Raw genomic sequence first — 14,686 nt, 5'->3', positions numbered from 1 at the left:
AAAAGGAACAACCATGAAAACTACCAATCGCACTTTCATTAACGGGGTGTTGGCTGCCGCGCTCGTCGCAACAGTCATCACCGTCATCACCGTCGCGGGTGAAGCCACAGCCCAGACATCCTCTGCAATCCCCCCGGCGATCACCACGCCCGACCGGCTCCAGACGAGCCTCGGCACGCTCGAGTTCAAGGACGGCGCACCCAGCAAAGAGACCGCTGCGAAGGTCTACGATTACCTCGACCTAATGCACGGCGTCGAGGCGTTCGTGAACGCCTACCAAGGCGCATCGGTGGCGGCCTCCTTCAAGGGCTTCAACGATGCCGGCGTTCCGGACAACACGGCCCTGATCTGGTCGGAACTGATGGATGCAAAGTCCCTGTTCCTGACCGCCAATGCGGACACGGTTTATTTTTGGGTCAACTTCGATCTCACCAAGGGGCCGCTGGTGGTCGAAACGCCCCCGATGTCGCTCGGCGTCATCGACGACAGCTGGTTTCGCTGGGTGACCGACATCGGCCTGCCGGGACCCGAACGGGGTGAGGGCGGGAGGTTCCTGCTGGTGCCGCCTGACTATAAGGGCGTACTTCCGGAGAACGGTTACTTCGTGAACAAGCTGCGCACGAACCGGGCAATGTTGCTCGGCCGGTCATTCCTCGAGAACAATGATCCCAAGCCTGCGGTTGAACTCATCAAGAAGACGCTCAAGGTCTACCCTTATGTACCGGGCGGCTACGGCACGAGCATTGGCGCGGCACTGGCAGGCGAAGCCACGCTGCTGCGCAGCCCGGATCACAAACTGGACTGGGCCTTCCTGCGTCCGCAACCGCCGGTGAAGTTCACCGAAGGCAGCGGCAAGGTCCTATCCACGATTCCGCCGAGCGACTTCAGCTACTTCGAAATGATCAATGAGGTGGTCCAGAAGGAGCCGGCGGGTGCCCTCGATCCGGAGATCATGGGTTCACTTGCTGCCGTTGGCATCGTCAAGGGCAAGCCGTTCAATCCGGATGCGCGGATGAAGAAAATCCTGACCGATGCGGCGGCCATCGGATCGGCTACGGGCCGAACCCTGAACTGGAAGACGCGCCCATCCGAGGGGTGGTTTTACTATCCCGGCTCCGCCTGGATGAACATGCTCTTCGCCGGCGGCTACAACTTCGAAACGCCGCCGCCACAGGTCAGCGCGGACGGAACCATCACACCCTACCCGCCCACCGGGTATCGCACGCTCAACGCGCGCACGGCGATGTTCTTCTACGCCACCGGCATCACCCCTGCGATGGTCATGCGGCTGACGGGTATTGGCTCGCAATACATCGGCGCGTTTGTGGATTCCAAGGGCGAATACTTCGATGGGAGCAAGACCTACAAGATGACGCTCCCGCCGAACATCCCGGCGGAGAAGTTCTGGTCCCTGACCCTCTACGACAACCAGAGCCGTTCGATGCTCGACACGCCGCAACGCTACCCGCGTGCGGGCAGCCAGAGTTATCCGACGCCCGCCGCCGTCACCAACGCTGACGGCTCCACCACCGTGTACTTCGCCCCCACCAAGCCCGCCGGCGTAAAGGATGGCAACTGGATTCAGACCGACCCGAAGAAGGGCTGGAACACGCTGCTGCGACTGTACAGCCCGCTCGAGCCTTTCTTTACGAAGCAGTGGCGGCCGACTGAGATCGAACTCGTGGAGTGAGCAAACCAATCAACGACCGAAAGGGCACAACCATGAAAACAAAAACGATCTTCGCCACCCACTCGCCGCCGTGCTGGCGCTCACAGCCGTCCACGCCGCGGACATCGCTCCCGCCGAGATCAAAACCATTGCCGAAGTAGGTTTCATCTACGGCCTGCCGATCGTGATGAACTACGCGGTGATGGATGAGTACTCGGTGGATCGCAACTCCGGCCAGTTCAAGGCGCCGTTCAATTAGACCAACAATGAGGCCCGTGTTTTTACCTGCGAAGACACGGCCATTGTCACGCCAAACAGCGACACGCTGTATTCCGTCGTGTGGGCGGACCTGCGCGCCGAACCGATGGTGCGGTCGGTTTCGGCGGCGGAAAAATCGCGCTACTACTCGGTGATGCTTTGTGACGGCAACACCTTCAACTACGGTTACATCAGCAGTCGCGCCACCGGCGGTGAGGCCGGCAAGTACCTGACCCAACTAGAAGGGCGCAACCCTGCGCTTTGCGCCGGACCATCTGCCGCCCATCAACGCCCTCTGGTCGCTGACGATGAATGGATTGCCGTCGAGCCTTTTCGTGGCCAATCCAATCAATCGCTACTTGCTCAACTCACCCATGTTGCCGCAGTTCAAGCGCGATGCTGACGGCGGGCTGACTTTGCTGATCCAGAACGAATCCCCCGGCAAGGACAAGGTAAGCAACTGGCTGCCTGCGCCGAAAGGTCCGTTCATGATGGCCATGCGTCTTTACTGGCCGAAAGAAGAAGTCGTGGATGGCAAGTGGACCCAGCCTCCGCTTCGTCATGCGCAGTGAATTGACCGCCAGCAGAAATTAGCGACGCAGTTGTTTCTGGCGGTGAATGACCGCTATTGGCCGATTCTGTTGAAAAAGTCGGTCCGCCCAAACGGCCTGATCATTGACTGGTGAAAACGCCTTTTTTGCACGCTGCTACGTGAAATCTGAGTCCGGAAGCCTCTGCCGAAAGTAAAGATTTCAATCTCGGACGCATACTTTTCTGCTGCGCAAACCATGGCCGACTTTTTCAACAGAATCGGCCAAGAGCAGCCAGTCGGATGTATCTGGATAATCAGGGGCGATCCTGAGTCCTGATTATTACTTGCACGGGTTGAATGCCTCCAACTCACCATGGGGAAGAGGTACTCCGATGTCCCATGGGGGCATAGTTGTTTGGCAAAGGAACATTGGTATCCCCGTTTCCGGTTGCACGAACAAACAAGCCGTCTTGTACTGTAAGCAACGGTATGTGTTGGGGCTGTAGAAATCGAACTACTTGTTCCCTTTTTTTCACATCTACTACTCCTACAGCTTCGCCCAGGCTCAACGCGTAGTAACGCTGCGCCTCGAAAAGGTGCATGGGCATCGTGCCCTGCTCCAGATGTAACCGCATGGCACCTCGGGCGAGCGAAGTTACCAACAAGTGAAAGGTCGCTCAGCAATTGAGAAGTTGCCTCTGGAGTTCCATAAGGCGCCCGGTATGCACATCCAGAAGCTGCGACCTTTAACGTTCGCCAACCAAACATGCGCCCTGCGAATTTGCTTAAACAGCAACTCAAAAGCCCAAACCCATTCAGTGCGTTCGATAATTTGCACAGTTCTTGCAGAATACTTAACAAGCACCCTAACCTGTAACCCTTCTACCCGCGGAGCCGTTGAACATGCCGTTACGCTTGAAATTAGCGCTGAGCTACCTGTTGATCGGCTTGATCCCGGTTCTGGGCATGGCCTTTACAGTCTATCAACAAGCCAGTACCGCCCTTCGCGAGCAGACGCTGAACGCCCTCGAGGCTGTTGCCCATATCAAGCAGCAGCATTTGCTGGACAACTGGCAGGAGCGGCGCAACCAGATCAGCACCCTGGCCAGTACCCTGAGTAACAGCTACCAGGGACTGGACAGCAATGCGCTGATCAGCATCGCCAACTACGACCGCCCGATGTTTGAAAACTACATCAGCACCTTTGGTTACCGCGAGCTGAAACTGATCACGCCCGATGGCACCGTCATGCTCAGTCTGCAGCGTGGTAGTGACGACCAGCACAATCTCAGCGAAGACAGCCTGCGCGACACCCCGCTAGCGCGCTTGGTCAAGCAAAGCCGCGACAGTGGCAAATTGTTGATCAGCGACCTGCAGTACAACCCTCAGAGCAAAGAGCCGACCCAGTATCTGGCCGCCCCAGTCATGTCGAGCGACGCACTGCAACTGACTCTGGTTCTGGAGTTACCCATCGCCCCGCTCAATAACGTGATGCAAACCCGCCAGGGTCTGGGTGAAAAAGGTGAAACCTACCTGGTCGGCAGCGATGCCAGCCTGCGCTCGGACTCGGCACGCTTCCCTGAACGCCAAGTCAACCGCAGCCTCAATGCGCAAGTTGGCCTCACTGGCAGTGCCGTCAGCAATGCCTTGGCGGGTCAACAGGGACGCATTGCCGAACCGGGTCTGGACGGCAGTACTGCACTGAAAGTGTTTGTCCCCGTCTCCTTCGATGACAATCACTGGGCCCTGATTGCCGAAATGGATCAGGCCCAGGCGTTTGCCCCGGTACAGCAGCTGATGTGGCAAGTCTTGCTGCTGGGACTACTGACCGTCGTCGCCGTTGCCGTCGCCACCTGGCTGGTCAGCCGCAGCGTGATGCGCCCGCTGGGCGGCGAACCGAGCAATATGACCGTACTGGCGCGTCGCTTGGCCGCAGGCGAGCTGAACCTGCCGACCGAACAACGACAACAGGCCGGCTTGATGTTGGCTTTGCACGAAATGGCTCAGGCCTGGCGCGATGTGATTGAGCGTCTTCGCCAATCGAGCCAGGATGTCGGTCAGGCCAGCAGCGATATTCTAAGCGCCGCCGGGCAAACCAGCGAACGCCTGGACCTGCAGCAAGAGTCGCTGGAAATGGTAGTCAGCGCCGTCGAGCAAATGTCCAGCACAGTCCAGGAGATCGCCCGTAACGCCACCGACAGCGCGCAGGGCAGCACCGCCGCACGGGGTACCTTTGGTGAGATGCAAGGCACTCTGCAACAGATGATCGGCCAGCAGGGACGCTTGCTGAACGACATTGGCCGGGCTGGCAGAGTGGTAGACACCCTGACCAGCGACGCCCTGCAAATCGGCACCGTGCTCGCAGTGATCCGCGGCATTGCCGAACAAACCAATCTGTTGGCACTCAACGCCGCGATCGAAGCCGCGCGCGCCGGGGAACAAGGCCGTGGCTTTGCTGTAGTCGCCGACGAGGTGCGCAACCTTGCCCAACGCACAAGCAGCGCCACCGAAGAAATCGTAGCCATCACCAACACTTTGCGGGGCTCTTCCACTGAAGCCCTTCAGGCGATGCAGGCCTCGGCCGAACAAGCACATACGCTGGAGCGTGAAACCCAAGTCGTGCTGACCTCGCTCAGCCAGTTGGACAACTCCCTGCAAGGCGTGCACGCCCTCGCCGTGCAGATCGCCGTCGCCGCTGACGAACAGGCAGGAACCACGCAGGAAGTGAATCAGCACATGCACCGTTTGCACGATATGACTCGTGACAACCGGCAGAATGCCGCTCATACCCGCAGCAGCGGCGAGCATCTGCAGCAAGTGGCCAACAACCAGCAAGCCCTGGTACTGCGCTTCCGTCTATAACCGCCGGCACTGAGTCCCGCCGGGTGGCCGCCTGTAAGGACTGGCTGCAATGGGTCCAGGCTGTGTGAAAACGCGCTAAATACCTCGAAACCGAGAGTCGCGAGGGTTGCCTATGGAATCACGCGGGCGGAAGCGCGAATTAGCTCAGTCAGTGACATAGAAGTTCGTAATGCCGTTTGAGCCGCGTCAGCGGCCCAAACGGCTACTAACTGGCGAGCCAAGCGACTGGATTCAAGCCCTGATCGCCTCAAGCAGTCCTGCGATGCCGAAGGTGCTCATCATTCGTTTGAGGTTGTAGGCGAGCACATGAAGGCTCATTTCGGTACTTACCCGCGCAAGTGTTTTGGTCAGGAAGTGGGTACTTCCCATCCAGTATTTGAGCGTTCCAAAAGGATGCTCAACGGTCTGTCGGCGACGCCTCATCATCGTTGGATCATGATCCAGCCGAGCCTGCATCGCATCGACTACGGCTTCATGTTCCCAGCGCTTTACCCGACGCTCCTTACCCGTCGTACATTGCTTGTGCATTGAGCAGGACTGGCAGCCCGAGAAGTAATAACAATGCAATAACATGCCGTCTTCCATCGACGAGTGCCGCCGGGTCAGTAACTGTCCCGCAGGGCATCGATACTCGTCCGATGCAGCAACGTAGATGAAGTCCTGCTTACCAAATCGGCCTTCGGCTTTGCTGCCAGATGTCAGGGGTTTCGGTACGAAGGCAGTGATGCCGGCTTGCTCGCAAGCAAGGATTTCCAGACCTTTGTAATAGCCTCGGTCGGCCACCACCGTCAGCGACTCAGCGCCGATCTCTTCACGCGCCTGGTTCGCCATATTGCTCAGTTGCCCACGGTCATTACCAACGTTGGTCACCTCATGGGCAATGATCAGATGGTGCTTGTCGTCGACAGCTGTTTGTACGTTGTAGCCAACCGTTCCGGTGCCTCGGCCGCTCGTGGCCATTGAGCGTGCATCTGGGTCTGTGAGGGAGATCTGCTGGTCTGGACTGTCGTGGAGCTGCGCCTCGATGTCCTTGAGTTTCTGCATCTGCTTTTTCAGTGTTTCTATCTTTTCTTTAAGCCGCTCGGCCTTGGCCTCGGCCACTTCGGGCGTTGCCCGATCCGCCGAATCCATCGCCGCCAGATATCGATCAATGCTCTGCTCGATCTGCTGCATGCGTGCCTTCACCTTGCCCTGAGTGAAGTTGCGGTCGCGATTATTGACGGCTTTGAATTTGCTGCCGTCGATGGCGATGATCGACTGAGAGAAGAGATTGAGGTTGCGGCAAAGAACTACGAACTGGCGGCAAACGTTGCGAATGGCTTTGCCGTTGTCTTTGCGAAAGTCGGCAATGGTTTTGAAGTCAGGAGCCAAACGCCCCGTGAGCCACATCAACTCGACGTTGCGCTCGGCCTCACGCTCAAGCCGACGGCTGGACTGAATCCGATTGAGGTAGCCGTAGATATAGATCCTCAGCAACACCGCTGGGTGGTAGGCCGGACGACCAGTTGCGGCAGGATCGACCCCCTCAAAACCAAGTGCGCCCAGGTCGAGTTCATCGACGAAAACGTCGACCACTCGGACTGGATTTTCTTCGGTTACGTAATCGTCCAGACACTCCGGCAGCAAGGTGACTTGCGTCCGAGCCTCACCTTCAATAAATCGCTTCATGATCGCCCCCGCTACGATCTCGACGATCAGAAGATTAGACAATTGCGGGAGTTTTCACACAGCCTGGGTCGACTGCGGCCCTTCGCAACAGGCAGAAATCGGTCACCCTCTGCCTGTTGCCAACGTCGGCTTTGGGTCGATTCTGTTGAAAAAGTCGGATTTTCAGTTCGCCTGAACTCAGGCACGGCTACCACCGGAGAACCTACTCACCACATTGAGTGGTTTCTCGGCCCTTCGTTGACCTTTGCTGCTCTGTTATTGGGTTAGTTTGAAGGTTTTTGCTTAGTGCAGGCGCACCTATCCCGTGACTGGTGGCCCTTGAGAGGTAAATTTGGCCAGCCGGCGCAGGTTCTGCACCGCGGCGGCCAGCGTGAACTCATCGGTCGCGCCACTCATGCCGCGTAGTCGCAAGCGATCCAATTTCAGGATGCGCTTGAGGTGGGCAAACAACATTTCGACCTTCTTACGTTCGTGGCGAGAGCGCACGTACTCCGGTGTCGCTGCAATGCGCCGAGCCACATCACGAGCGGCTTCATGGACACTGCGAGCGATCTTGCGAAACGCAGTGTTCGGGCAGCACTTGGCTTTCATCGGACACGCTACGCAGTCGGTCTGCCTGGATCGGAAGATGATGGTGTTGGCTTTGGTGACGTGCGAACGCTCATTCTTGAAGGCTCGCCATTCGCTGCGCAATGCATTGCCGGCCGGGCAGCGGTATTCCTCGGTCTCCTCATTCCAGTGGAAATCGTTGCTCGAGAAACTGTCGTTCTTGCGCTCGGTTTTGTCCCATACCGGCACATGCGGCTCGATGTCTTTTTCCTCCACCATCCAGGCCAGCATCGGCGCTGTACCGTAAGCGGTGTCGCCGATGAGGCGCTCCGGCTTGATGTCGAACAGCGCTTCGACCCGCTCGATCATGGTCTTGGTGCTCTCAACCTCGGCCGTTCGATGAGCCGGTGTGGGTTCCACATCCATGATGACGCCGTGTTCGGTATCGATCAGATAGTTCGTGGAATAGGCGAAGAACGCTGGGCCTCCCGGAGCAGCGGTCCAGCGGGCTTGAGGATCAGTCAGCGATAAACGCTTCGGTAGCGTTTCGGCCAGAGCCTCCTCATCGAGCGCTTCAAGGTACTCACGCACGGCGCGGGTGCTCAGGGACGGATCGCTCCAGTTGACCGGTTCATCACCCGGTACGCCGCGCTGGCGACTGGCATCCGCTTTAATGATGCTGGCGTCCACGGCAAACCCTTCGCCTTTGACCAGACCGGCGTCCATGCAGCGACGCAATACTTCATTGAACAACCAGCTAAACAGATCACTGTCCCGAAAACGGCCGTGTCGATTTTTGGAAAACGTCGAGTGATTGGGTACTTCATCTTCAAGGCTCAACCGGCAGAACCAGCGATACGCCAGGTTCAAATGAGCCTCTTCGCACAGTCGCCGCTCGGAGCGAATGCCGTAGCAATAGCCCACGATCAGCATGCGGATCATCAGTTCAGGATCAATCGACGGACGCCCAATCGGGCCATAGAAATCGGCGAGGTAATGGCGCAGGTCGCTCAGATCGAGACATTGATCAATGCTGCGCAGAAGGTGATTGGCCGGGATGTGATCTTCAAGGTTGAACGAGTAAAACAGTCGCTCCTGCCCACTCGATAACTGTCCCATCATGCTGTGTGATCCCCCTCCGGCCAATGAAGAGATTTTGCCGGAGGTCAGCCAGGGGAGCTACTTTTTCAACAGAATCGGCCAAAAGCGGACATTGTCCCGTTTGCCTGCACCGTCCCTCAAACACGGTCAATCTCGTCAGGCATTGCAATAGAGCAAGCTCCCGGTTACGGCATGGGTACCACGGTGTAATAAACACCGTTGGCACCATAGGCGGGACGCACCCAGGAATTGCCGCACTGGTAATACGTGCCATGCGAGACGGCTCTCAAACCACATCCGGAAGGAAGGGTGGCAAACGTCGCGCCCATGGGCATTGTCGGTGGCGCGGAAGCTACCATACCCGCGTTATAGCCTGCTCCATAGGCGTTATTGTTGGCATTCCGGTTTGCCGCCGTCGCGACAGCCGCTCCCATCACCACACCTGCCGCCGCTGCGGCTGCCGGGTTAACCCCGTCGTTATAGCTACAGTTGTAGCAACCACTGCTGGCAATGACCGTGGTAGGCGGATGATAGTAGGCCGTCCCGTAAGGAACGGGGTGATAGACACTCGCACCGTAGACGGGCGGACGGTAAGCCGTCGTGCCATAGCCATCCGCATGATAACCGCCAGCCTCAGCGCCATATGCCCCTTGCGCATGCCAGGCCCCTTCGCCACCCGAAGCCGTTCCACCTTCCGCGCCAGTGCCGTGCCAGGATCCCTCGCCACCCGAGGCAGTCCCACCACTCTCGGTCCGACCGCTCCAACTGCCTTCACCACCGGATGCCGAGCCGCCGCGATAGCCTGAGCCGCTCCAGCTCCCGCCTCCACCGGAAGCCGACCCGCCGCGATTGCTTTCGCCACTCCAACTTCCGCCACCGCCCGAGGCCGAGCCGTACTCACCGGAATGACTCCATGAGCCGCCCCCACCGGAAGTGCGCCCGAAACCGGAGGCGTGGGACCAGGCTGCCGCCTCATTGCAGGTGAGCACCGCGATAAACAGGCCGGCGAATTTCAAGGTAGATCTGTTCATGGGTCAGTCTCCTTGTTCAGGGTTTTGGTTTTTCCGCTGGATCTTTTACCCCTTGCGGGGCACTAAGCTCGGGCGGCGGGGCAAACTGAATGCGGTGCGCCGTTTCGATGTGGTCGGGTTTGAAGAAATCCGCAGACATCGCTGATTCGAGCTTCCAGTCAGTAAAATCGACCTGATGCCGGGATCGGGTCGGATCATCGAGAAACACGGCGCGCAACCGGCGTGGCAGCTTGTCCTGCACACCGATCCACGCCTGGACAAATACGCTGTCGCTGGTGTACGCGATTACATTGGTGGTGGTATCGCCGACGACCGTACTTTGGCCGATGTAAAACGCCACGCGCATATCCCGGGACAAATCCTTATAGGGATCGGCAACGATCACGTCGGTAAACGGAAAATAGATGGCGGCACGCTGGTAGGCGGCCTCCAGGGTCGCATCAATGGTAGGAGGCGCATCCGCCTGTGCCAGCAGGTTGTCCTTGCGCTCAAAGGCATAGGCTTTTTTGCCGTCGTAGTAAAACTCGGTGGCCGGTCCGTCGCCCGACGTCAACACACGAAGGCGATCCGGTCGTTGCACGTTGACCAGGTCCACAGTGCCATAAGCCAGGGGAGGTCCCAGCCGACTGGGTTTTTCATAAGTTGTAACGGCTTTGAAACTCATGCCCTGGGTGGACGCCAACCTTGTGCTCATGGCCTTGAGAATTTCCAGCGCCTTGGGTTCCAGTTGCGCCGCCGGGGAATCGGCAGCTGGAGGTTGTGCAGCGTGCAGCGGGACCATGAACAGACCCAGAACTAAACCGAGTGAGTACAACCGGACTTGCTGTTGAAAGGTTGGCATCCTTTGTTCTCCGCAGAGACGTGCAAATGGGGCGGTTCGGATTGCGTGGTGGTGCAGTCATCGGGGAAACAACAAGGTGATCGCTGCACGAAATCCCCAGCCGTGCGCGCCGTCCTCCAGACTGTCGGCCCAGTAACGCGGCCCGGCCTGGATGGTCAGCGGATGGCCGCCCAGTCTGAGTAGCTGAGTGACTGTCAGGTTGACCGGTACAGACCATTCCTGGGTCTGCCAGTTGTAAGTCGACTCAGTGTTCACGCCAAAGGTGGTGTAGGTGTAGGTGGTATACGACAAGAATGGCTGCAAGAACGTTTGATTGACCTTTTTCGCATTGGGCTGCTCGCCACTCAGGCTCCAGATGTGGTTGGCCAGAATGCCGCGGGTCCAGCCGTTCGACTGTATCAGCGCCACGCCTGTCGGGCCGAATCCCCACTGGCGACTGCTGAGCAATCTGTCGCTGCCGGTGGGGATCAGCAGTGCCGGCCCGGCCCCTAGGATCCAGCCGCTTTGCGTAGGGTCTTTGGGCGAGAAGAAAAAGCTCTGGGTCACGTCACCTGTGCCGGACTTGTCCGCCAGGCCGTCCGGAGCCAGTCCATGCTGGTCGATGACCGGCAAAATGGTGCGCGAGATCAGGTTCCAGTCGTCATTCAATTCAAATGGCAACACCGGTTGGATGTTGGTGACACTGTGCATGCCCTCCCCCGTGGTGCCCATCTTCTGGTCCCAGTTGTACTGGACCGGAAGGCTGTACATGGCGGCGACCGGGTTCAGTGCTTTTTTGGCCAGTTCAGCCGAGTCGTCGGCATCAGCAGCGCCCACCCCAAAAAGAAATGCACAGGGCAACCAACACAGTTTCGGTCGCAGGCTTCGCATGGATTGATGCCCTCGCGTGGTATCACCTGTGGCCAACAGTGCCTTGCGCCACAGCACCCGAACTCTAGACGGCTATTGTGTACCGCGCACGAAGCAGCCTGTTTTGCCACTGGTACTTCTGAAGTGATACCAGCAAAGCCCAGTTTTATGTCAGTCGCCATTCAATCTGAAAAAAACTGTACAAATCCTCGCAATACACTCCGCTGCCGTAACAATTTTCTGGATATTTCGACATTGCTACCTACGCTCTCCGCGGGGGGATCCAATTTTTTAAGAGCAGCCGGGGGGCTTCTCTCACAACGCCAGCAACAGTGCACAGGATCTCGACATGAACCGGACAAAGTTATCCACGCTATTCGCGGTACCGTTACTGTTGTCAGCAATGGCTATACCGACTCTGTCGCACGCCGCCGACAAGCAACCGAACATTGTCGTCATCATGGGCGACGACATTGGCTGGTCCAATATTGGTGTCTACAACCAGGGGATGATGGCCGGCCGCACTCCCAACCTCGACCAACTTGCCAATGAAGGCATGCGCTTTACCGACTATTACGCCGAGGCCAGTTGCACCGCCGGGCGTGCCAACTTCATTACCGGCGAACTGCCGATCCGGACCGGCATGACCACTGTCGGCCAGGCCGGCTCGCCCATCGGTATTCCCGCCGAAGCGGTCACCATCGCCACCGCCCTCAAGGCCATGGGTTATTCCACCGGGCAGTTCGGCAAGAACCACTTGGGCGACTTGAACGAATTCTTGCCCACCGTGCACGGATTCGATGAATTCTTCGGCTACCTCTACCACCTCGACGCCATGGAAGACCCGGCGCACCCCAACTATCCGCAAGAACTGCTCGCCACCGTTGGTCCGCGCAACATGGTTCACAGCTGGGCCACTACCACCGATGACGCCACGGTCATGCCGCGCTGGGGCAAGGTCGGCAAACAGAAGATCGAAGACGCCGGCACGCTCTATCCGGAACGGATGAAAACCGTCGACGACGAGATCCGCGAAAAGGCTTTCACCTTCATCGACAAGGCCAAGACGGACAACAAACCGTTCTTCCTGTGGCTCAACCCGACCCGCATGCACATCGTCACCCACCTCTCCGACAAGTACGAAGCCATGCGCAACGCGCAAAATGGCTGGTCGGAACAGGAAGCCGGCATGGCGCAACTCGATGACATCGTCGGCGATGTCATGGCCAAGCTGAAAAAAGACGGCATGGATGACAACACCATTGTCATTTTCACCACTGACAATGGCGCGGAAAACTTCACTTGGCCGGATGGCGGCACCACGCCGTTTGCGATGGGTAAGGGCACCATCATGGAGGGTGGATTCCGGGTTCCGGCCATCATTCGTTGGCCTGGCAAGGTGCCGGCCAATCAGATTGCCAACGGCATCATGTCCGGGATGGACTGGTTCCCGACCCTGGTCGCGGCGGCCGGTAACCCCAACATTACCCAGGAACTGCTCAAAGGCAAGCAACTGGGCGACCGCACCTACAAGGTGCACCTGGACGGCTATGACCAGACGCCGATGATCACCGGCAAAGGTCCGTCGACCCGTAACGAAATCTTCTACTTTGGCGAGAGTGCGCTCGGCGCGGTGCGAATCGGCGACTATAAATATCGCTTTATTGATCAACCAGGCGGCTGGATGGGCGCCAAGGTGGCAGTCGACGTACCGATACTGACCAACCTGCGCCTCGACCCCTTCGAACGTATGGGTTGGCCGGAGAATCAAGCCGCTCAAGGTTCACAGCAGTACTTCGACTGGTTCAAGTTCCAATTCTGGCGCTTCGTGTTCGTCCAGCAACAAGTAGCCAAGCTGGCTGAAACCGCGATCGAGTTCCCGCCGATGCAAAAAGGCGCGAGCTTCAACCTCGATTCGGTCAAGGCCAAGATCGAAGCGGCACGGGCAGCGATGGCCAAGTAAGGCGTCGAGTTCACGGGTGGCCGATGCTGGCCACCCGTCTCCGTGACGGACGTTTATTGACGCAGTAGGGAATTCATATGCAGATAAAAACTTCCGCCCTGCCCGCATTCACCGTGCTTGCGTTGTGCTGCCAGCAGGCCCAGGCCGGCGGCATCATGCTCTACGAAATCGGCACCGATAACGCCGGCCTGGCCAACGCCGGTGCCGCCGCCCGGGCCCAGGGCCCTTCGACCATCGCCAGCAATCCCGCCGGCATGAGTTACCTGCCCGGCACGCAGATCACCGGCGGCTTGCAGGTGCTCTACGGCAACCTCGAGTTCAATCGCGACGGCGACACCAACGTTGCGGGCAGCGGCAGTGGCGCCGCCCTCGAACCGATGCCCGGCGGCAGTTTTTTCATCACCCATCAACTCGACGACCACTGGAGCGTCGGCTTCGGCCAGTACGGCGACTTCGGCCTGGCCGTCAACTACAACAACGACTGGTCCGGCCGTTACTTTGCGCAAAACTCCAGCCTGCTCGGCTTGTCGATGGTGCCCAGCGTGGCCTATCGTTTCGACGATCAATGGTCGGTGGGTGTCGGCGTTAAAGCCATGTACGGCAAGATTCAGGCCCAGACCGCCATCGACCGCTCACCCTTGGGCTTCACCGACCGTGGCGACGGCCAGTTCAAATACAAGGATGAGGACTGGGGCTTCGGGGCCAACGTCGGGGTGATCTACGCCCCGCAACCCGGTACGCGCATTGGTGTGACCTACACCAGCAAGGTCGACCTGGACTTCGAGGACGGGCTGGACGTCAAAGGCAACGGCCTGGTCCTGGATCGCCTGAATGGCCTGAACACTCAGCTCGACATGACGGTGCCACAAACCGTGACCCTGAGCCTGTTCCAGCAACTGGACCAGCAGTGGGCCTTGCTCGCTTCGGTCAATTGGCAGGACTGGTCGGAGTTCGGCGATGTCGGTGTGCAGGTCGATACCGCGGCAGCCGGCGCGCAATCGACCACCATCGACGCCAACTACAAGGACACCTGGCAACTGGCGCTCGGCGCGCAATACCAGGCTACACAGAAATTGTTGTGGAATTTCGGTGTGGCTTACGACAGCAGCGCGGTCTCGGATCACAACCGCACAGTCACAGTGCCCATGGCTGAATCCTGGCGCATTGCGACAGGTGCCAGCTATGCGCTGAACAAGGACACCGACATCAACGTCAGTTGGGCCATGGTCTGGCTCGGCGACATGTCGGTGGACCAGACCAAATCACTCTCAGGCGATCGAATTTCCGGTCAATTCGACAGTGCCTGGATTCAAGCCGTGACCGGAAACATGACCTGGCGTTTCTGATTTTCTGTTGACGAAAC

12 protein-coding genes are annotated in these 14,686 nt (G+C 58.5%); 7 read left to right on the top strand and 5 right to left on the bottom strand.

Translation table 11 applies throughout. The features are described 5' to 3' along the window. The first annotated feature begins 13 nt into the window (after window positions 1–13). The 5 genes from ACA058_RS11070 (at window position 14) to ACA058_RS11050 (ending at window position 5,321) form a co-directional block, all read left to right on the top strand. Entirely contained in the window at window positions 14–1,690 is a 1,677-nt protein-coding gene (locus ACA058_RS11070) for a DUF1254 domain-containing protein (protein ID WP_497639105.1), read from the top strand. A gap of 70 nt (window positions 1,691–1,760) precedes the next feature. Continuing rightward, a complete protein-coding gene (locus ACA058_RS11065) occupies window positions 1,761–1,928 on the top strand; it encodes a hypothetical protein (protein ID WP_497639104.1) in 168 nt (55 codons plus the stop codon). A gap of 42 nt (window positions 1,929–1,970) precedes the next feature. Beyond that, complete coding sequence (locus ACA058_RS11060) at window positions 1,971–2,330, top strand: DUF1254 domain-containing protein (RefSeq protein ID WP_497639914.1); 360 nt, start codon at window positions 1,971–1,973, stop codon at window positions 2,328–2,330. Next, entirely contained in the window at window positions 2,236–2,499 is a 264-nt protein-coding gene (locus ACA058_RS11055; protein ID WP_497639103.1) for a DUF1214 domain-containing protein, read from the top strand. The genes ACA058_RS11060 and ACA058_RS11055 overlap by 95 nt, the downstream gene beginning before the upstream one ends. An 863-nt stretch (window positions 2,500–3,362) precedes the next feature. Then, a complete protein-coding gene (locus ACA058_RS11050; protein ID WP_497639102.1) occupies window positions 3,363–5,321 on the top strand; it encodes a methyl-accepting chemotaxis protein in 1,959 nt (652 codons plus the stop codon). Between the two features lie 231 nt (window positions 5,322–5,552). Here the strand turns inward: ACA058_RS11050 and ACA058_RS11045 are convergent, their stop codons facing one another. The 5 genes from ACA058_RS11045 to ACA058_RS11025 all read right to left on the bottom strand — a co-directional run bounded on the left by ACA058_RS11045 (window position 5,553) and on the right by ACA058_RS11025 (window position 11,381). Then, window positions 5,553–6,989 carry an IS1182 family transposase gene (locus tag ACA058_RS11045; RefSeq protein WP_497639101.1) on the bottom strand — a complete coding sequence of 479 codons (1,437 nt, stop codon included), beginning with the start codon at window positions 6,987–6,989 and terminating at the stop codon, window positions 5,553–5,555. 297 nt (window positions 6,990–7,286) lie between these two features. Next, window positions 7,287–8,660: a transposase gene (locus ACA058_RS11040; protein WP_497639100.1), complete on the bottom strand. Its 1,374-nt coding sequence runs from the start codon at window positions 8,658–8,660 to the stop codon at window positions 7,287–7,289. Window positions 8,661–8,824: 164 nt separating this feature from the next. Further along, on the bottom strand, window positions 8,825–9,670 hold the full coding sequence (locus tag ACA058_RS11035; protein WP_497639099.1) for a hypothetical protein: 846 nt from the start codon (window positions 9,668–9,670) through the stop codon (window positions 8,825–8,827). 16 nt (window positions 9,671–9,686) lie between these two features. Then, a complete protein-coding gene (locus tag ACA058_RS11030; RefSeq protein WP_497639098.1) occupies window positions 9,687–10,511 on the bottom strand; it encodes a DUF2092 domain-containing protein in 825 nt (274 codons plus the stop codon). A gap of 57 nt (window positions 10,512–10,568) precedes the next feature. Beyond that, window positions 10,569–11,381 (bottom strand): transporter, encoded by an 813-nt coding sequence (locus ACA058_RS11025; RefSeq protein ID WP_497639097.1) that lies wholly within the window; start codon window positions 11,379–11,381, stop codon window positions 10,569–10,571. Between the two features lie 328 nt (window positions 11,382–11,709). Between ACA058_RS11025 and ACA058_RS11020 the strand changes: the two genes are divergently transcribed. Both ACA058_RS11020 and ACA058_RS11015 read left to right on the top strand, forming a co-directional pair. Next, a complete protein-coding gene (locus tag ACA058_RS11020; protein ID WP_497639096.1) occupies window positions 11,710–13,323 on the top strand; it encodes an arylsulfatase in 1,614 nt (537 codons plus the stop codon). A gap of 77 nt (window positions 13,324–13,400) precedes the next feature. After that, window positions 13,401–14,669 (top strand): OmpP1/FadL family transporter, encoded by a 1,269-nt coding sequence (locus ACA058_RS11015; protein ID WP_497639095.1) that lies wholly within the window; start codon window positions 13,401–13,403, stop codon window positions 14,667–14,669. Window positions 14,670–14,686 lie beyond the last annotated feature (17 nt).

It is taken from the genome of Pseudomonas sp. LBUM1649 (assembly GCF_059716155.1).
This window is presented reverse-complemented; position numbering and strand designations above follow the sequence as displayed.

What these genes read in the sequence shown, in the direction of transcription:
- ACA058_RS11070 (WP_497639105.1), top strand. Translation starts at nt 14, where the DNA reads ATGAAAACTACCAATCGCACTTTCATTAACGGGGTGTTGGCTGCCGCG.
- ACA058_RS11055 (WP_497639103.1), top strand. Translation starts at nt 2,236, where the DNA reads ATGAATGGATTGCCGTCGAGCCTTTTCGTGGCCAATCCAATCAATCGC.
- ACA058_RS11050 (WP_497639102.1), top strand. Translation starts at nt 3,363, where the DNA reads ATGCCGTTACGCTTGAAATTAGCGCTGAGCTACCTGTTGATCGGCTTG.
- ACA058_RS11045 (WP_497639101.1), bottom strand. Translation starts at nt 6,989, where the DNA reads ATGAAGCGATTTATTGAAGGTGAGGCTCGGACGCAAGTCACCTTGCTG.
- ACA058_RS11040 (WP_497639100.1), bottom strand. Translation starts at nt 8,660, where the DNA reads ATGATGGGACAGTTATCGAGTGGGCAGGAGCGACTGTTTTACTCGTTC.
- ACA058_RS11035 (WP_497639099.1), bottom strand. Translation starts at nt 9,670, where the DNA reads ATGAACAGATCTACCTTGAAATTCGCCGGCCTGTTTATCGCGGTGCTC.
- ACA058_RS11030 (WP_497639098.1), bottom strand. Translation starts at nt 10,511, where the DNA reads ATGCCAACCTTTCAACAGCAAGTCCGGTTGTACTCACTCGGTTTAGTT.
- ACA058_RS11025 (WP_497639097.1), bottom strand. Translation starts at nt 11,381, where the DNA reads ATGCGAAGCCTGCGACCGAAACTGTGTTGGTTGCCCTGTGCATTTCTT.
- ACA058_RS11020 (WP_497639096.1), top strand. Translation starts at nt 11,710, where the DNA reads ATGAACCGGACAAAGTTATCCACGCTATTCGCGGTACCGTTACTGTTG.
- ACA058_RS11015 (WP_497639095.1), top strand. Translation starts at nt 13,401, where the DNA reads ATGCAGATAAAAACTTCCGCCCTGCCCGCATTCACCGTGCTTGCGTTG.